The organism is Pseudomonas sp. B21-036, from assembly GCF_024748925.1.
Taxonomy (GTDB): Bacteria; Pseudomonadota; Gammaproteobacteria; order Pseudomonadales; family Pseudomonadaceae; genus Aquipseudomonas; species Aquipseudomonas palmensis.
Window position 1 is genome coordinate 1,390,279 of record NZ_CP087178.1, and the last position, 18,745, is coordinate 1,409,023.

General features: G+C 63.3%; 14 protein-coding genes. All 14 read left to right on the plus strand.

Annotation, left to right across the window (positions count from 1 at the left end):
• Window positions 1–17: 17 nt before the first annotated feature.
• The 14 genes from rseP (at window position 18) to eno (ending at window position 18,704) form a co-directional block, all read left to right on the plus strand.
• Window positions 18–1,370 carry an RIP metalloprotease RseP gene (rseP, locus tag LOY33_RS06190; RefSeq protein WP_123752968.1) on the plus strand — a complete coding sequence of 451 codons (1,353 nt, stop codon included), beginning with the start codon at window positions 18–20 and terminating at the stop codon, window positions 1,368–1,370.
• A gap of 74 nt (window positions 1,371–1,444) precedes the next feature.
• A complete protein-coding gene (bamA, locus tag LOY33_RS06195) occupies window positions 1,445–3,793 on the plus strand; it encodes an outer membrane protein assembly factor BamA (RefSeq protein WP_043863259.1) in 2,349 nt (782 codons plus the stop codon).
• Window positions 3,794–3,838: 45 nt separating this feature from the next.
• The gene (locus LOY33_RS06200) at window positions 3,839–4,342 is read left to right on the plus strand and encodes an OmpH family outer membrane protein (protein ID WP_043863260.1); all 504 of its coding nucleotides are present in this window, start codon (window positions 3,839–3,841) and stop codon (window positions 4,340–4,342) included.
• A gap of 2 nt (window positions 4,343–4,344) precedes the next feature.
• On the plus strand, window positions 4,345–5,400 hold the full coding sequence (gene lpxD, locus LOY33_RS06205) for a UDP-3-O-(3-hydroxymyristoyl)glucosamine N-acyltransferase (RefSeq protein ID WP_058541488.1): 1,056 nt from the start codon (window positions 4,345–4,347) through the stop codon (window positions 5,398–5,400).
• Window positions 5,401–5,512: 112 nt separating this feature from the next.
• Window positions 5,513–5,953, plus strand: coding sequence for a 3-hydroxyacyl-ACP dehydratase FabZ (fabZ, locus tag LOY33_RS06210; protein WP_038613986.1), 441 nt, complete (start codon window positions 5,513–5,515; stop codon window positions 5,951–5,953).
• Window positions 5,950–6,726: an acyl-ACP--UDP-N-acetylglucosamine O-acyltransferase gene (gene lpxA, locus LOY33_RS06215; protein WP_043863262.1), complete on the plus strand. Its 777-nt coding sequence runs from the start codon at window positions 5,950–5,952 to the stop codon at window positions 6,724–6,726. The genes fabZ and lpxA overlap by 4 nt, the downstream gene beginning before the upstream one ends.
• Before the next feature lies 1 nt (window position 6,727).
• Complete coding sequence (gene lpxB, locus LOY33_RS06220) at window positions 6,728–7,855, plus strand: lipid-A-disaccharide synthase (RefSeq protein WP_123752969.1); 1,128 nt, start codon at window positions 6,728–6,730, stop codon at window positions 7,853–7,855.
• Complete coding sequence (gene rnhB, locus LOY33_RS06225; protein ID WP_054914999.1) at window positions 7,856–8,485, plus strand: ribonuclease HII; 630 nt, start codon at window positions 7,856–7,858, stop codon at window positions 8,483–8,485. It begins immediately after the preceding gene.
• Between the two features lie 102 nt (window positions 8,486–8,587).
• Entirely contained in the window at window positions 8,588–12,109 is a 3,522-nt protein-coding gene (gene dnaE, locus LOY33_RS06230) for a DNA polymerase III subunit alpha (protein WP_258662272.1), read from the plus strand.
• Window positions 12,110–12,215: 106 nt separating this feature from the next.
• Window positions 12,216–13,163 (plus strand): acetyl-CoA carboxylase carboxyltransferase subunit alpha, encoded by a 948-nt coding sequence (locus LOY33_RS06235; RefSeq protein WP_043863266.1) that lies wholly within the window; start codon window positions 12,216–12,218, stop codon window positions 13,161–13,163.
• Window positions 13,164–13,226: 63 nt separating this feature from the next.
• Entirely contained in the window at window positions 13,227–14,510 is a 1,284-nt protein-coding gene (gene tilS / locus LOY33_RS06240; RefSeq protein WP_258662274.1) for a tRNA lysidine(34) synthetase TilS, read from the plus strand.
• 271 nt (window positions 14,511–14,781) lie between these two features.
• Window positions 14,782–16,410: a CTP synthase gene (locus LOY33_RS06245; RefSeq protein WP_043863268.1), complete on the plus strand. Its 1,629-nt coding sequence runs from the start codon at window positions 14,782–14,784 to the stop codon at window positions 16,408–16,410.
• 3 nt (window positions 16,411–16,413) lie between these two features.
• The gene (gene kdsA, locus LOY33_RS06250; protein WP_043863269.1) at window positions 16,414–17,259 is read left to right on the plus strand and encodes a 3-deoxy-8-phosphooctulonate synthase; all 846 of its coding nucleotides are present in this window, start codon (window positions 16,414–16,416) and stop codon (window positions 17,257–17,259) included.
• A gap of 155 nt (window positions 17,260–17,414) precedes the next feature.
• A complete protein-coding gene (eno, locus tag LOY33_RS06255) occupies window positions 17,415–18,704 on the plus strand; it encodes a phosphopyruvate hydratase (RefSeq protein WP_043863270.1) in 1,290 nt (429 codons plus the stop codon).
• Window positions 18,705–18,745: the final 41 nt, after the last annotated feature.

Below are 18,745 nucleotides of genomic sequence, written 5' to 3' on the forward strand. Positions count from 1 at the left end.
GCTATTCGGAGAAAGACATGAGTGCGCTCTACATGATTATCGGCACCCTGGTCGCATTGGGCGTGCTGGTCACCTTTCACGAGTTCGGTCACTTCTGGGTGGCGCGGCGCTGCGGCGTCAAGGTTTTGCGGTTTTCCGTAGGGTTCGGCATGCCGCTGGTACGCTGGCATGACCGCCATGGCACCGAGTTCGTGGTGGCCGCCATTCCCCTGGGCGGCTACGTGAAGATGCTCGACGAGCGCGAAGGCGAAGTGCCTGCCGACCAGTTGGAGCAGTCGTTCAACCGCAAGAGCGTGCGCCAGCGCATCGCTATCGTCGCGGCCGGCCCCATCGCCAACTTTCTGCTGGCCATCGTGTTCTTCTGGGCACTGGCCATGCTTGGCAGCCAGCAGGCGCGGCCGGTCATCGGCGCGGTCGAGGCTGGCAGCCTGGCGGCCGCCGCAGGCCTTAGCGCCGGCCAGGAGATTGTCGCGGTCGACGGCAAGCCGACCAACGGCTGGGCAGCGGTCAACCTGCAGCTGGTGCGCCGGCTGGGTGAAAGCGGCGCGCTGCAGGTCAGCGTGCGTGAAGAGGGTGCCAGCACCGACAGCAGCCATGTGCTCAAGCTCGATGCCTGGCTCAAGGGTGCCGACGAGCCCGACCCGATCCGCTCCCTGGGCATCCGCCCATGGCGCCCGGCGCTGGTGCCGGTGCTGGCCGAACTTGATCCCAAGGGGCCGGCCCAGGCCGCCGGTCTGAAAACCGGCGACCGCCTGCTGGCACTCGATGGCAAGGCGCTTGACGATTGGCAGCAGGTGGTGGACACCGTGCGCGGCCGTGCCGGCAGCCGCATCGTGCTGAGCGTGGCGCGTGACGGGGCGACGCTGGAGTTGCCGGTAACCCTCGCCGCCCGTGGCGAAGGCCAGAATGCCAGTGGTTACCTGGGGGCGGGCGTGGCGCCGGTGGAGTGGCCTGCGGCCATGTTGCGCGAGGTCAGTTATGGCCCGCTGCAGGGCCTGGGCGAGGGTGTTTCGCGCACCTGGAACATGAGCGTGCTGACCCTCGATTCGCTGAAGAAAATGCTGTTCGGCGAGCTCTCGGTAAAAAACTTGAGCGGACCGATAACCATTGCTAAAGTGGCGGGCGCTTCGGCCCAGTCCGGCGTTGGGGATTTCCTGAATTTCCTCGCCTACCTGAGCATTAGCCTGGGGGTTCTTAATTTGCTGCCCATTCCTGTACTGGATGGGGGGCATTTGCTGTTTTACCTGATCGAATGGGCGCGTGGTCGTCCGCTTTCGGATCGGGTGCAAGGTTGGGGGGTCCAGATCGGTATCAGTTTGGTAGTCGGGGTGATGTTGCTTGCCCTGATCAACGATTTGGGTCGACTGTAACGCTTCGCTCAATTGCGAACCTGCCGCGTCCCGCGGTGGGTCGTTTATTGCCAGTTGGAATAAGAAAGGACTTCATGAAACGTCTGCTGCTAACTGCGGTTCTCGCCGTACTGATGATCGCTGAAGTTCACGCCGAGTCCTTCACCATCTCCGATATTCGTGTCAATGGTCTGCAGCGGGTTTCCGCGGGCAGCGTGTTCGGCGCCTTGCCATTGAACGTTGGGGACGAGGCCGATGATCGGCGCCTGGTGGATTCCACCCGTGCGCTGTTCAAGACCGGCTTCTTCCAGGACATCCAACTGGGTCGCGACGGCAACGTCCTGATCATCACCGTGGTCGAGCGTCCTTCCGTCTCGAGCATCGAGATCGAAGGCAACAAGGCCATCAGCACCGAAGACCTGATGAAGGGTCTGAAGCAGTCGGGCCTGGCCGAAGGTGAAATCTTCCAGCGTGCCACCCTCGAAGGTGTGCGCAACGAGCTGCAGCGCCAGTACGTGGCCCAGGGCCGCTACTCGGCCGAGGTCGACGCCGAGGTGGTGCCGCAACCGCGCAACCGCGTAGGTCTGAAAATCAAGATCAACGAAGGCACCGTCGCTGCCATCCAGCACATCAACGTGGTGGGCAACACCAAGTTCAGCGACGACGAGCTGGCCAGCCTGTTCGAACTCAAGACCACCAACTGGCTGTCGTTCTTCAAGAACGACGACAAGTATGCCCGCGAAAAACTGTCCGGCGACCTCGAGCGCCTGCGCTCCTACTACCTGGACCGCGGCTACATCAACATGGACATCGCCTCCACCCAGGTGTCGATCACCCCGGACAAGAAGCACGTCTACATCACCGTGAACGTCAACGAGGGCGAGAAGTACACCGTTCGTGACGTCAAGCTGTCCGGCGACCTGAAGGTGCCGGAAGACCAGGTCAAGGCACTGATGCTGGTGCAGCCTGGCCAGGTGTTCTCGCGCAAGGTGATGACCACCACCTCCGAGCTGATCACCCGCCGCCTGGGCAACGAAGGCTATACCTTCGCCAACGTCAACGGCGTGCCGCAGCCTCACGATGACGACCACACCGTCGACATCACCTTCGTCGTCGACCCAGGCAAGCGTGCCTACGTCAACCGCATCAACTTCCGTGGCAACACCAAGTCCGAGGACGAAGTGCTGCGCCGCGAGATGCGCCAGATGGAAGGTGGCTGGGCATCGACCTACCTGATCGACCAGTCCAAGACCCGCCTCGAGCGCCTGGGCTTCTTCAAGGAAGCCAACGTCGAGACCCCGGCCGTGCCGGGCACCGACGACCAGGTCGACGTGAACTACAGCGTCGAAGAGCAGGCATCGGGTTCGATCACCGCCAGCGTCGGTTTCGCGCAGAGCGCCGGCCTGATCCTGGGTGGTTCGATCAGCCAGAACAACTTCCTTGGTACCGGTAACAAGGTCTCCATCGGCCTGACCCGTTCCGAATACCAGAGCCGCTACAACTTCGGCTTCGTGGACCCCTACTGGACTGCCGATGGCGTGAGCCTTGGCTACAACGCCTTCTACCGCACCACCGACTACGACGACCTCGACGTCGACGTGGCCAGCTATGCGGTGGACAGCCTGGGTGCGGGCGTCAGCGTCGGCTACCCGATCAGCGAGACTTCGCGCCTGACCTTCGGCCTCACCGCCCAGCAGGACAAGATCAAGACCGGTCGCTACACCGTTGACGAGATCTTCGACTTCGTCAAAAAGGAAGGCGACAACTACCTGAACTTCAAGGCATCGGCCGGCTGGTCGGAGTCCACCCTGAACAAGGGCGTGCTGGCTACCCGTGGTCACTCCCAGAGCCTGGTGCTCGAGGCGACCACCCCGGGCAGCGACCTGTCGTTCTTCAAGCTTGACTACCGTGGCCAGCTGTTCAAGCCGATCAACAACGACTACACCCTGCGTCTGCACACCGAGCTGGGCTACGGCGACGGCTTCGGCGGCACCTCGGGCCTGCCGTTCTACGAGAACTACTACGCCGGTGGCTTCAACTCCGTGCGTGGCTTCAAGGACAGCAGCCTGGGCCCGCGCAGTACCCCGAGTAAAGGCAACAACCCTGGCACTGCGCGCGACCCGGACCAGGACCCACTGCCGTTCGGCGGCAACGTGCTGGTGCAGGGCGGCGTGGAACTGCTGTTCCCACTGCCGTTCGTCAAGGACCAGCGTTCGCTGCGCACCTCGGTTTTCTGGGACGTGGGTAACGTGTTCGACACCAACTGCGGCTCCAAGCCGGATTGCGAGAAGGTCGGCCTCAGCGGCCTGGCCAGTTCGGTCGGCCTGGGCGTGACCTGGATTACTGCACTGGGCCCGTTGAGCTTCAGCCTGGCGATGCCGGTCAAGAAGCCGGACGATGCCGATACCCAGGTGTTCCAATTCTCTCTGGGCCAGACCTTCTAAGGGTCTGCCCCGCGTAAACGACAACGGATTCTGTAGGAGTGCATCGTGCGTAAGTTGACTCAACTGGCTGTACTGGCTGCGACCCTGATCGCGACCCCGGCATTTGCCGAGATGAAAATTGCCGTCCTGAACTATCAGATGGCGCTGCTGGAATCGGACGCGGCCAAGAAGTACGCGGTCGATGCGGAGAAGAAATTCGGCCCGCAACTGACCAAGCTGAAAAACCTGGAAAGCAGCGCCAAGGGCATCCAGGACCGTCTAGTCAAGGGTGGCGACAAGATGGCCCAGGGCGAGCGCGAGCGTCTGGAGCTTGAATTCAAGCAAAAGGCCCGTGACTTCCAGTTCCAGTCCAAGGAGCTGAACGAAGCCAAGGCCGTTGCCGACCGCGAGATGCTCAAGCAGCTCAAGCCCAAGCTCGACGGCGCAGTGGAGGAAGTGATCAAGAAGGGTGCTTTCGACCTGGTACTCGAGCGTGGCGCGGTCATTGATGTCAAGCCTCAGTACGACATCACCCGCCAGGTCATCGAGCGCATGAACCAGTCCCGTTGAACATGACTGCGACCATGAAACTCGGCCAGCTGGCCGAGTTCCTCGGGGCCACCCTCAGTGGCCCGGCGGAGCTCGACATCACTGGCCTTGCGACCCTGCACGAGGCTGGCCCGGGACAACTGAGTTTCCTGGCCAACCCGCAGTACCGCAAATTCCTGCCTGAGAGCAAGGCCGCTGCGGTCCTGCTCAAGGCTGCCGATGCCGAGGGCTTTGCCGGTCACGCGCTGATCGTTGCAGATCCCTACCTGGCCTACGCACGTGTTTCCCACCTGTTCGATCCAAAGCCCAGGGCTGTGGCGGGAGTTCATCCCAGCGCCGTGGTGGCTGCAGACGCACAGGTCGATGCCAGCGCCAGCATCGGTGCCTGTGCAGTGATCGAAAGCGGGGCGCAGATCGGCCCTGGCGTGACCATCGGTGCCCACTGCTTCATCGGTGCGCGCAGCGTGATCGGCGAAGGCGGCTGGCTGGCCCCGCGCGTCACGCTGTACCACGATGTGCATATCGGCAAGCGTGTGGTGATCCAGTCCGGCGCCGTGCTGGGGGGTGAGGGTTTCGGTTTCGCCAATGAAAAGGGCGTATGGCAGAAGATTGCCCAGATCGGCGGCGTGAGCATCGGCGACGATGTCGAGATCGGCGTGAACACCGCCATCGACCGCGGTGCACTGGCCGATACCCGTATCGGCAATGGCGTGAAACTCGACAACCAGATCCAGATCGCCCATAACGTACAGGTCGGCGACCACACGGCAATGGCCGCGTGTGTCGGTATTTCCGGCAGCACCAAGATCGGCAAGCATTGCACCATCGCCGGCGGTGTCGGCATGGTCGGGCATATTGATGTGTGTGATGGGGTGTTCGTCTCCGGGATGACCATGGTCACCCGTTCCATCACCGAGCCAGGTGCCTATTCGTCCGGTACGGCCATGCAGCCGCTGGGTGAGTGGCGCAAGAGTGCCGCGCGCATTCGCCAGCTGGATGAGATGGCCAAACGTCTTCAACAAGTGGAAAAGCGACTCGAGGCCGTGACCTCGGGCGACAAAGCTTCATCAGAAGGCTGATACCATTTCCTGATCAAGAGCGCCCAGCCGCTAGACTGCGCTCCTTGATTTGCTAAAGGAGCGCCGCTCGAACGTGCGCGCTCCCTATCTTTACTACAGGCTTCCCCCCGAAATGATGGACATCAACGAGATTCGCGAATATTTGCCTCACCGTTACCCGTTCCTGCTGGTGGACCGGGTGGTGGACTTGGACGTAGAGGCCCAGCGCATTCGTGCCTACAAGAATGTCAGCATCAACGAGCCTTTCTTCAACGGTCACTTCCCGGCGCACCCGATCATGCCCGGCGTGCTGATCATCGAAGCGATGGCCCAGGCAGCCGGCATCCTCGGGTTCAAGATGCTGGACGTCAAACCCGCGGACGGTACCCTGTACTACTTCGTCGGTTCCGACAAGTTGCGCTTTCGCCAGCCGGTGCTGCCGGGTGATCAACTGATCCTCGAAGCCAAGTTCATCAGCTGCAAGCGCCAGATCTGGAAGTTCGAGTGCCAGGCGTCGGTGGACGGCAAGCCGGTATGCTCGGCCGAGATCATCTGCGCGGAACGCAAACTATGAGTTTGATTGACCCTCGGGCAATCATCGATCCATCGGCAAAGATTGCCGACGGCGTCGAGGTCGGCCCATGGTCGATCGTCGGTGCCGGGGTCGAGATCGGGGAAGGGACCGTGATTGGTCCGCATGTGATTCTCAAAGGGCCGACCCGCATCGGCAAGCACAACCGCATCTACCAGTTCGCCTCTGTCGGCGAAGACACCCCTGACCTCAAGTACAAGGGTGAACCGACGCGCCTGGTGATCGGCGACCACAACGTGATCCGCGAAGGCGTGACCATTCACCGTGGCACCGTGCAGGACCGTAGCGAAACCACCCTGGGTGATCACAACCTGGTCATGGCCTATGCCCATATCGGGCACGACAGCGTGATCGGCAACCACTGCATCCTGGTCAACAACACCGCGCTGGCCGGGCATGTGCATGTGGGCGACTGGGCGATACTGTCCGGGTTTACCCTGGTGCACCAGTTCTGCCATATCGGCGCCCACAGCTTTTCCGGCATGGGTACCGCCATCGGCAAGGATGTGCCGGCCTTCGTCACCGTGTTCGGCAACCCGGCCGAGGCGCGCAGCATGAACTTCGAAGGCATGCGCCGTCGCGGTTTCAGCGATGAAGCTATCCATGCCCTGCGCCGCGCCTACAAGGTGGTGTATCGCCAGAACCTGACGGTCGACCAGGCCATCGCCGAACTGGCCGAGCCCGCCCAGCAGTTCCCCGAGGTCGACCTGTTCGTCAAGTCGATCCAGAACTCCGCCCGCGGCATCACCCGCTGACATGGCGCCACTCTGTGTAGCGCTGGTGGCAGGCGAAGCCAGCGGCGATATTCTTGGCGCCGGCCTGATGCGTGCACTCAAGGCCCGCCATCCGCAGGTACGCTTTATCGGCGTCGGCGGCCCATTGATGGAAGCCGAGGGGCTGAGTTCCTACTTTCCCATGGAGCGCCTGGCCGTCATGGGCCTGGTCGAAGTGCTGGGTCGCCTGCGCGAGCTGCTCAAGCGCCGCAAGCTGCTGATCCAGACGCTGATCGAGCAGAAGCCGGACGTGTTCATCGGTATCGATGCGCCCGACTTCACCCTCAACATCGAACTGAAACTGCGCCAGGCCGGCATCAAGACCGTGCACTACGTCAGCCCTTCGGTATGGGCCTGGCGGCAGAAGCGTGTGCTTAAGATCCGCGAAGGCTGCGACCTGATGCTCACGCTGTTTCCGTTCGAGGCGCGGTTCTATGAAGAGCAGGGCGTGCCGGTGCGTTTCGTCGGCCACCCGCTGGCCGATACCATCCCGCTGCAGGCCGACCGCACTGCAGCGCGTGAAGCGCTGGGCCTGCCCGACGGCCCCTTGGTGGCGCTGATGCCAGGCAGCCGTGGCGGCGAAGTAGGGCGCCTGGGTTCACTGTTTCTGGATACCGCACAGCGGCTTCGCGAGCTGGTGCCGGGGGTGCGCTTCGTCTCGCCCTGCGCCAACCCGGTGCGCCGTGCCCAGCTCGAACAGATGCTCGAAGGCCGCGACCTGCCACTGACCCTGCTCGACGGCCAGTCGCACCAGGCCCTGGCAGCCTGCGATGCGGTATTGATCGCCTCGGGCACCGCTACCCTGGAGGCGCTGTTGTTCAAGCGACCCATGGTGGTGGCGTACCGTGTGGCCCCGGTGACCTACTGGATTCTCAAGCGCCTGGTCAAAAGCCCTTATGTATCGCTGCCCAACCTGCTGGCCCAGCGCCTGCTGGTGCCCGAACTGCTGCAGGAGGCCGCCACCAGCGAGGCCCTGGCGCAGACCCTGGCACCACTGGTGAATGGTGGCGAGCAGCAGACCGAGAGCTTCGATCAGATTCACCGTACCCTGCGCCGCGATGCCTCCAACCAGGCAGCCGACGCGGTACTGGCCTTGCTGGAACATCGATAAATGCAAATCGGACTGGATTTCAACCTGGTCGAAGACCTGGTCGCCGGGGTTGACGAAGTCGGCCGCGGCCCGCTGTGTGGCGCGGTGGTGACCGCTGCCGTGATCCTCGACCCGAGCCGGCCGATCCTGGGCCTGAACGATTCGAAAAAGCTCACCGAGGCGCGCCGCGAAAAGCTCTTCGACGAGATCTGCGAGAAGGCCCTGAGCTTTCACATCGCCCGCGCCGAGGTCGACGAAATCGACCAGCTGAACATTCTGCATGCCACCATGCTGGCCATGCAGCGCGCGGTCGAAGGCCTGCACATCACGCCCAAGCTGGCACTGATCGACGGCAACCGTTGCCCCAAGCTCAATGTGCCATCAGCGCCGGTGGTCAAGGGTGACAGCCAGGTGCCGGCCATCGCTGCGGCCTCTATCCTGGCCAAGGTGACCCGTGACCGGGAAATGGCTGCCTTCGAGCTGATCTACCCTGGCTACGGCATCGGCGGGCACAAGGGCTACCCGACCCCGCTGCACCTTGAAGCCCTGGCCCGGCTTGGCCCCACGCCGATTCACCGGCGCTCGTTCGCCCCGGTACGGGCTGCATTCGAGGCCCGTGGCCTGCAGGCCAACGGCCTGTTGCCGGTGTAGAGGCAACCCCCGTTCAGCCTGACCACTCCCGCGCAGGCTGTAGTTTTGATCGAGGCCCGGTACAATCCGGGCCTTGTTGTTTTGTGCTGCTATAGGATCATCATGTCGGCTTCTTTCGTTCATCTTCGCCTGCACACCGAATTCTCGCTGGTCGATGGCCTGGTGCGGATCAAGCCGCTGGTCAAGGCCCTGGCCGGGATGAACATGCCGGCGGTGGCCGTCACCGACCAGAGCAACATGTGCTCGCTGGTCAAGTTCTACAAGACCGCCATGGGCAGCGGGATCAAGCCGATCTGCGGGGCCGACCTGTGGCTGTCCAACGCCGACCCCGACCTGCCGCTGTCGCGCATCTGCCTGTTGGCGATGAACGCCAAGGGCTACCGCAACCTCACCGAGCTGATCTCCCGTGGCTGGATGGACGGCCAGCGCAATGGCGTGGTGGTCATCGAACGCGAGTGGATCGCCCCGGCCAGCGAGGGCCTGATCGCCTTGTCGGCGGCCAGGGAAGGCGATATCGGCATGGCACTGCTGGGCAACAACCCGCAGGAAGCCGAGGCCCTGCTGCGCGACTGGATGGCGATGTTCCCCGATCGCTTCTATGTCGAGGTGCAGCGCACCAACCGCAGCGGCGACGAAGAGTACCTGCACGCCGCCGTGGCCCTTGCCGACCGCCTGGGCGCGCCGCTGGTGGCCACCAACGACGTGCGCTTCATCAAGCAGACCGACTACGACGCCCACGAAACCCGGGTGTGCATCGGCGAAGGCCGTGCCCTGGACGATCCGCGGCGCTCGCGCAACTACAGCGACCAGCAGTACCTGAAAAGCCCGGAAGAAATGGCCGAGCTGTTCAGCGACCTGCCCGACGCCCTGGCCAACACGGTCGAGATCGCCAAGCGCTGCAACATCGAGGTGCAGCTGGGCAAGCACTTCCTGCCCGACTTCCCCACGCCCAACGGCATGGGCATCGATGAATACCTGCGCCATGTGTCCCATGAAGGCCTGGAAGAGCGCCTGGCGGTGCTCTGGCCCAAGGACACCACGCCCAACTATGAAGAGAAGCGCCAGGTCTACCTCGACCGGCTGAAGTTCGAGCTGGACATCATCATCCAGATGGGCTTCCCCGGTTACTTCCTGATCGTTATGGACTTCATCAAGTGGGCCAAGAACAACGGCGTGCCGGTAGGTCCGGGCCGGGGGTCGGGTGCCGGCTCGCTGGTGGCCTACGTGCTGAAGATCACCGACCTCGACCCGCTGGCCTACGACCTGCTGTTCGAACGTTTCCTCAACCCTGAACGGGTCTCGATGCCCGACTTCGACGTCGACTTCTGCATGGACGGTCGCGACCGCGTGATCGAGTATGTGGCCGACGCCTACGGGCGCAATGCGGTGAGCCAGATCATCACCTTCGGCACCATGGCGGCCAAGGCGGTGGTGCGTGACGTGGCGCGGGTGCAGGGCAAGTCCTACGGCCTGGCCGACCGCCTGTCGAAGATGATTCCGTTCGAAGTCGGCATGACCCTGGAGAAGGCCTACGAGCAGGAGGAAATGCTGCGCGACTTCCTCAAGACCGACGAGGATGCCAAGGAAATCTGGGACATGGCCCTCAAGCTCGAGGGCGTTACCCGGGGCACCGGCAAGCACGCCGGTGGCGTGGTCATCGCGCCGACCAAACTCACCGACTTCTCGCCGATTGCCTGTGACGAAGAGGGCGGCGGCCTGGTAACCCAGTTCGACAAGGATGACGTGGAGGCGGCCGGCCTGGTGAAGTTCGACTTCCTCGGCCTGCGTACCCTGACCATCATCAAGTGGGCGTTGGAGACGATCAACCGCGAGCAGGCCAAGGCCGGCCTGCCGGACCTGAACATCGACTTCATCCCGCTGGACGACAAGAAGACCTACGACCTGCTGCAGAAGGCCGAGACCACTGCGGTGTTCCAGCTCGAGTCGCGCGGCATGAAGGAGCTGATCAAGAAGCTCAAGCCCGACTGCCTGGAAGACCTTATCGCACTGGTGGCACTGTTCCGCCCGGGCCCACTGCAATCGGGCATGGTGGACGACTTCATCAACCGCAAGCACGGCCGCGCCGAGCTGGCCTACCCGCACTCCGACTACCAGTACGAAGGCCTCAAGCCGGTACTGGCGCCGACCTACGGCATCATCCTGTACCAGGAACAGGTGATGCAGATCGCCCAGGTGATGGCCGGCTACACCCTCGGCGGTGCGGACATGCTGCGCCGGGCGATGGGCAAGAAGAAGCCCGAGGAAATGGCCAAGCAGCGTGGCGGTTTCATCGAAGGCTGCGCCACCAACAACATCGACCCGGACCTGGCGGGCAACATCTTCGACCTGGTGGAAAAATTCGCCGGTTACGGTTTCAACAAGTCCCACTCAGCCGCCTACGGCCTGGTGTCGTACCAGACCGCCTGGCTCAAGACCCATCACCCGGCCGCGTTCATGGCTGCGGTACTGTCGGCGGATATGCACAACACCGACAAGGTGGTGACCCTGATCGAGGAAGTGCGCAGCATGAAGCTGCGCCTCGATGCACCGGATGTGAACACCTCCGACTTCAAGTTCACGGTCAACGACGACGGCCGCATCGTGTATGGCCTGGGCGCGATCAAGGGCGTGGGCGAGGGCCCTGTCGACGCGATCGTCGAGGCGCGCAGCAGCGGGCCGTTCAAGGACCTGTTCGACTTCTGCGAGCGGGTCGACCTCAAGCGCATCAACAAGCGCACCCTCGATGCATTGATCCGCAGCGGTGCGCTGGACCGCCTGGGGCCGTTCTTCCACGACGAAATCAAGGCCTACCAGGCCAACATCGACCGTAACCGCGCGGTGCTGCTGGGGGCGATGGAAGAGGCGATCAAGTCGGCCGAACAGACCGCACGCACCCACGACAGCGGGCACTCGGACCTGTTCGGCGGGTTGTTCGTGGAGGCCGACGCCGACGTCTATGCCAACCACCGCAACGCCCGCGAGCTGACCCTCAAGGAACGCCTGCGCGGCGAGAAGGACACCCTGGGCCTGTACCTGACCGGCCACCCGATCGACGAGTACGAAGGCGAGATCCGCCGTTTCGCCCGTCAGCGCATCATCGACCTCAAGCCGGCCCGCGATACCCAGACCGTGGCCGGCATGATCATTGCGCTGCGCGTGATGAAGAACAAGAAGGGCGACAAGATGGGCTTCGTGACCCTCGACGACCGCTCCGGGCGCATCGAGGCGTCGCTGTTTGCCGATGCGTTCATGGCCGCGCAGCCGTTGCTGCAGACCGACGCGATGGTGGTGGTCGAAGGGGAGGTCAGCAATGACGACTTCTCCGGTGGCCTGCGCCTGCGGGTCAAGCGCGTGATGAGCATGGAAGATGCACGTACCAACCTGGCCGAAAGCCTGCGCCTGAAGATCCATGCCGACGCCCTCAAGGGCGACCGCCTGGCGTGGCTGGGCGAGCTGTTCAAGCGCCATCGTGGCGCGTGCCCGATCAGCATGGAATACACCGGCAACGATGCGCGCGCCCTGCTGCAGTTTGGCGAAGGTTGGCGCATCGACCCCGCGGACGGACTGATTCAGGCCCTGCGTGACCAGTTCGGGCGTGAGAACGTCTTCCTGCAATATCGATGAATTGATGAATTTTTAATCTCGACCTGAATGCGCCTGATCCCTTAAGGTAGGGCGCCAAACGGATCAACCGGCCGGCCGCCTGGCCGTCGACCCAAGACGGATGCCTATGAACCCGAATTTTCTGGATTTCGAACAGCCGATTGCTGACCTGCAAGCCAAGATCGAAGAGCTGCGCCTGGTCGGCAATGACAACTCGCTGAACATCGGCGATGAAATCGCCCGTCTGCAAGACAAGAGCAGCACGCTGACCGAGAGCATTTTCGGCAACCTGACCAGCTGGCAGATCGCGCGCCTGGCGCGTCACCCGCGTCGTCCGTACACCCTGGACTACATCGACCACATCTTCACCGAGTTCGACGAGCTGCATGGCGACCGCCACTTCTCCGACGACGCCGCGATCGTTGGTGGCATCGCCCGCCTGGACGACCAGCCGGTGATGGTGATCGGTCATCAGAAAGGCCGTGAAGTGCGCGAGAAGGTACGCCGCAACTTCGGCATGCCACGCCCTGAAGGCTACCGCAAGGCGTGCCGCCTGATGGAAATGGCCGAACGCTTCAAGATGCCGATCCTGACCTTCATCGACACCCCGGGCGCCTACCCCGGCATCGACGCCGAAGAGCGCAACCAGAGCGAAGCGATTGCCTGGAACCTGCGCGTGATGGCTCGCCTGAAAACGCCGATCATCGCCACCGTGATCGGCGAAGGCGGTTCGGGCGGTGCACTGGCCATCGGCGTTTGCGACCAGCTGAACATGCTGCAGTACTCCACCTACGCGGTGATTTCGCCGGAAGGCTGCGCCTCGATCCTGTGGAAGACTGCCGAGAAGGCTGCTGACGCAGCCGAAGCGATGGGCATCACGGCCGAGCGCCTCAAGGGCCTGGGTATCGTCGACAAGGTGATCGGCGAACCACTGGGCGGCGCACACCGTGACCCGGCGGCAGCCTCGGCCAACATCCGCGCTTCGCTGATCGAGCAGTTGGACATGCTCAAGGCGTTCGACAACGACGCGCTGCTCAAGCGCCGTTATGATCGCCTGATGAGCTACGGGCTCTGATCTGAACTCATCGGTGGCCCTTTCGCTTCTGTAGGAGCCGGCTTTGCCGGCGAAGGGCCACCGATGATCGACCTGCGCAACACCCTGTCCCCCTGGCACCAAGCTACCGGCTGGTGCGTCGCCCTCTCTGGCGGCCTCGACTCCACCGTGCTGCTGCACCTGCTGGCCCAACAGCCGGCTGCGCCCCTTCGTGCCCTCCATGTCCACCACGGTCTGCAAGCCGCTGCCGATGCGTGGCCGGCCCACTGCCAGCGCCTGTGCGACAGCCTGGGCGTACCGCTGGACATCATCCATGTGCACGTCGCCCCTGGCGCCAGCCTGGAGCAGGGCGCCCGGGACGCGCGCTATGCAGCCTTCGCCCAGGCCCTGCGCCCGGGCGAACTGCTGCTGACCGGCCAGCACCGCGACGACCAGGCCGAGACGCTGCTGTTTCGGCTGTTGCGCGGGGCCGGCCTGCGTGGCCTGTCGGGGATGCCGGCGCAGCGGGCGCTGGGGCAGGGCAGCCTGCTGCGACCCTTGCTGGATACCCCGCGTGATGAACTGCTGGCCTACGCCACCGCGCATGGCCTGCACTGGATAGAAGACCCCAGCAACGATGACACCCAGTTCTCGCGCAACTACCTGCGCCACCAGGTGCTGCCGGCGCTGACCCGACGCTGGCCCCAGGCGTCGCGCAGCCTGGCGCGCAGCGCCGCGCACCTGGCCGAGGCGCAGGGCCTGCTCGATGAAGTGGCGCAGCAGGACCTCGCACAAGCCTCGACCCCTGATGCCTTCGCCTGGTTGGGCTGCCCGTCGCTGGATCTGGAGGTGCTGCGCCAACTGTCCCCGGCACGCCAGCGCAACGCCCTGCAGTACTGGCTGGCGGCGCGCACGCGCCTGCCGGACACCCGCCACTGGTCGGGTTGGGAAGACGTGCGCGATGCCGGCGGCGAAGGGCGTCCTGTATGGCGCCTGGCCGATGGCGAGCTGCACCGCAGTGGCCTGCGCATCTACTGGCTGGATGCGCACTGGCTCACGCCGCCGGCGCAGCCGGTGCCTTGGCTCGACCCGCGCCAGCCGCTTGCACTGCCCGGTAATGGCCAGTTGACACTAGGCGGTAGGTTGCCGCAGGGCCCGCTGCAGGTGCGCTATCGCCAGGGCGGCGAGAGGATGGCGGTCGAGGGCAGAGGCCATCGCGACCTCAAGCGGTTGCTCAACGAGCGCCAGCTACCCTTGTTCGCCCGCCAGCGCGTGCCGCTGCTGTACCGCGACGGGCAGTTGCTGGCGGTGGCCAACCTGCCGGGGCTGGGGCTTGCCGACGGGCAACTGCACTGGTGCGTACCGACAAGCGCGCAAGGTTTGAGATGAAAGGGACATTCCGGTAGACTACGCTCCCTTCTTGATACAACTTCTGTGACTTCATCTGAATCACGGCAGTTGCCGATTACCAAGCAGTTTTTTGCTGGGCGATTCTAAAAATGTTTAGCGAGCTCCTTACCGGGTTTTCAACCCCCGGTCTGACCAGGCGCGGCAGTTTTTTAAGATGCACTGTGATTGACGCAGGTGATCGGGGGCTTCGGCCTTCCTTCGCTTTCCCCGGCGGCACTGACCGCTTTAACGCAGACTTCTAGGGTTTTTCATGACGCGCTACATATTCGTCACGGGCGGTGTTGTTTCTTCATTGGGGAAAGGCATTGCCTCGGCTTCATTGGCGGCCATCCTGGAGGCGCGGGGGCTCAAGGTCACCATGCTCAAGCTGGACCCGTACATCAACGTCGACCCGGGCACCATGAGCCCGTTCCAGCACGGTGAAGTGTTCGTCACCCACGACGGCGCCGAGACCGACCTGGACCTGGGCCACTACGAGCGGTTCATCCGCACGACCATGACCCAGAACAACAACTTCACCACCGGCCGCGTGTACGAGCACGTGCTGCGCAAGGAGCGCCGTGGTGACTACCTGGGTGCCACCATCCAGGTGATCCCGCACATCACCGACGAAATCAAGCGCCGCATCATCAAGGGCGCCGGCGATGCCGACGTGGCCATGGTCGAGATCGGCGGTACCGTGGGTGACATCGAGTCGCAACCGTTCCTCGAGGCCATCCGCCAGCTGCGCTTCGAAGTGGGCGCCAAGCGCGCGATGCTGATGCACCTGACCCTGGTGCCGTACATCGCCACCGCCGGCGAGACCAAGACCAAGCCTACCCAGCATTCGGTCAAGGAACTGCGCTCCATCGGCCTGCAGCCGGACGTGCTGGTGTGCCGTTCCGATCACCCGATCGACAGCTCGTCGCGCCGCAAGATCGCGCAGTTCACCAACGTTGAAGAACGTGCGGTGATCGCGCTGGAAGACGCCGACACCATCTACAAGATCCCGGGCATCCTGCACTCCCAGGGCCTGGACGACTTCGTCGTCGAGCGTTTCGGCCTGCAGTGCGGCAGCGCCGACCTGTCCGAGTGGGACGCGGTGGTCGATGCCAAGCTCAACCCCGAGCACGAAGTCACCATCGCCATGGTCGGCAAGTACATGGAACTGCTCGATGCCTACAAGTCGCTGATCGAAGCGATGAGCCATGCCGGCATCAGCAACCGCACCAAGGTCAACCTGCGCTACATCGACTCCGAAGACATCGAGAACCAGGGCACCGGCCTGCTCGAAGGCGTGGACGCCATCCTGGTACCGGGCGGTTTCGGCCTGCGCGGCGTGGAAGGCAAGATCACTGCCGTTCAATACGCCCGCGAGAACAAGGTGCCTTACCTGGGTATCTGCCTGGGCATGCAGGTGGCGGTCATCGAATTCGCCCGCAACGTGATGGGCTGGAAGGACGCCAACTCCACCGAGTTCGATCGCGCCAGCGGTCACCCTGTGGTGGGCCTGATCACCGAGTGGGAAGATGCCACCGGCGCTGTCGAGACCCGTACCGAAGCCTCGGACCTTGGCGGCACCATGCGTCTGGGCGCCCAGGAGTGCCAGCTGCAAAGCGGCTCCAAGGTGCACGACTGCTACGCCAAGGACGTGATCGTCGAGCGTCACCGTCACCGCTACGAGGTCAACAACAACCTGCTGCCGCAACTGATCGAGGCGGGCCTGGTGGTCTCGGGTCGTTCCGGCGACGGCGCACTGGTCGAAGTGGTCGAGTCCAAGGACCATCCGTGGTTCGTGGCCTGCCAGTTCCACCCGGAGTTCACCTCTACCCCGCGTGACGGCCACCCGCTGTTCAGCGGCTTCGTCAAAGCTGCATTGGCTCAAAAGAACAAGGCCTGATCCATGACCCAGAAGATCATTCGCGTCGGTAACATCGAGATCGCCAACGACAAGCCGTTCGTCCTGTTCGGCGGCATGAACGTGCTGGAATCCCGTGACCTGGCCCTGAAGGTCTGCGAAGAGTACGTGCGGGTTACCGAGAAGCTCGGTATCCCCTACGTGTTCAAGGCCAGCTTCGACAAGGCCAACCGTTCGTCGATCAACTCCTACCGCGGCCCTGGCCTGGAAGAGGGGATGAAGATCTTCGAAGAGATCAAGCGCACCTTCAACGTGCCGGTGATCACCGACGTGCACGAGCCGCACCAGGCGCAGGCCGTGGCCGACGTGTGCGACATCATCCAGCTGCCGGCCTTCCTGTCGCGCCAGACTGATCTTGTTGTCGCGATGGCCAAGACCGGCGCGGTGATCAACATCAAGAAGGCGCAGTTCCTCGCACCCCAGGAGATGAAGCACATCCTGAGCAAGTGCGAAGAGGCCGGCAACGACCAACTGATCCTCTGCGAGCGTGGTTCGAGCTTCGGCTACAACAACCTGGTGGTGGACATGCTCGGCTTCGGCATCATGAAGCAGTTCGAGTACCCGGTGTTCTTCGACGTGACCCATGCCCTGCAGATGCCGGGTGGTCGCGCCGATTCCGCAGGTGGCCGCCGTGCCCAGGTCACCGACCTGGCCAAGGCCGGCCTCAGTCAGGGGCTGGCGGGCCTGTTCCTCGAGGCCCACCCGGACCCAGACAATGCCAAGTGCGACGGCCCGTGCGCCCTGCGCCTGGACAAACTGGAGCCATTCCTGGCCCAGCTCAAGCAACTGGACGAACTGGTCAAGAGTTTTCCGACGGTAGAAACCGCGTAAACCTCGATTCTCCGGTAAAGTACCGCCCGTTCATCCCCTGACCCCCGGGTCAGGGGCTTGTCCTCGTCAGGCCTGCCCGTGCGCCGACCGCCTGTGACGGACCCGGTTTTTTTCTCAGCTGCGTTGTTTTCGTCAATTCTGGAGTGCTTACAACAATGGCAAAAATCGTCGACATCAAAGGTCGTGAAGTTCTCGATTCGCGCGGTAACCCTACCGTCGAAGCGGACGTACTGCTCGACAACGGCATCATCGGCAGCGCCTGTGCGCCGTCGGGTGCTTCCACTGGCTCGCGCGAAGCGCTGGAGCTGCGTGATGGCGACAAGAGCCGTTACATGGGCAAGGGCGTACTGAAGGCCGTCGCCAACATCAACGGCCCGATCCGCGACCTGCTGCTGGGCAAGGACCCGGTCGAGCAGAAAGCGCTCGACCTGGCGATGATCAAGCTCGACGGTACTGAAAACAAAGGCAACCTGGGCGCCAACGCCATCCTCGCCGTGTCCCTGGCTGCCGCCAAGGCCGCTGCTCAGGACCAGGACCTGCCGCTGTACGCGCACATCGCAAACCTCAATGGCACCCCTGGCCAGTACTCGATGCCGGTCCCGATGATGAACATCATCAACGGCGGCGAGCACGCCGACAACAACGTCGACATCCAGGAGTTCATGGTGCAGCCGGTCGGCGCCAAGACCTTCTCCGACGCGCTGCGCATGGGCACCGAGATCTTCCACCACCTCAAGGCAGTACTGAAGGCCCGTGGCCTGAACACCGCCGTGGGTGACGAGGGTGGTTTCGCACCTAACCTGGCTTCCAACGAAGACGCGCTGTCGGCCATCGCCGAAGCCATCGCCAACGCCGGCTACACCCTGGGCACCGACGTGACCCTGGCGCTGGACTGTGCGGCCAGCGAGTTCTACGAGGACGGCAAGTACAACCTGTCCGGTGAAGGCAAGTCGTTCGACGCAGCCGGTTTTGCCGACTACCTCAAGGGCCTGACCGAGCGTTTCCCGATCATCTCGATCGAAGACGGCCTGGACGAGTCCGACTGGGCTGGCTGGAAGATCCTGACCGACAAGATCGGCGACAAGGTGCAACTGGTCGGTGACGACCTGTTCGTGACCAACACCAAGATCCTGAAGGAAGGCATCGACAAGAAGATCGCCAACTCGATCCTGATCAAGTTCAACCAGATCGGCACCCTGACCGAAACCCTGGAAGCCATCCAGATGGCCAAGGCCGCCGGTTACACCGCGGTGATCTCGCACCGTTCGGGCGAAACCGAAGATTCGACCATTGCCGACCTGGCCGTGGGTACCGCTGCCGGCCAGATCAAGACCGGTTCGCTGTGCCGCTCCGACCGCGTCTCCAAGTACAACCAATTGCTGCGTATCGAAGAGCAACTGGGCAGCAAGGCTGTGTACCGTGGTCGCGGCGAGTTTCGCGGCTAAGCCAGAGATGGTAAAAAGGCCGCAGTGTGAGGCTGAAAGAC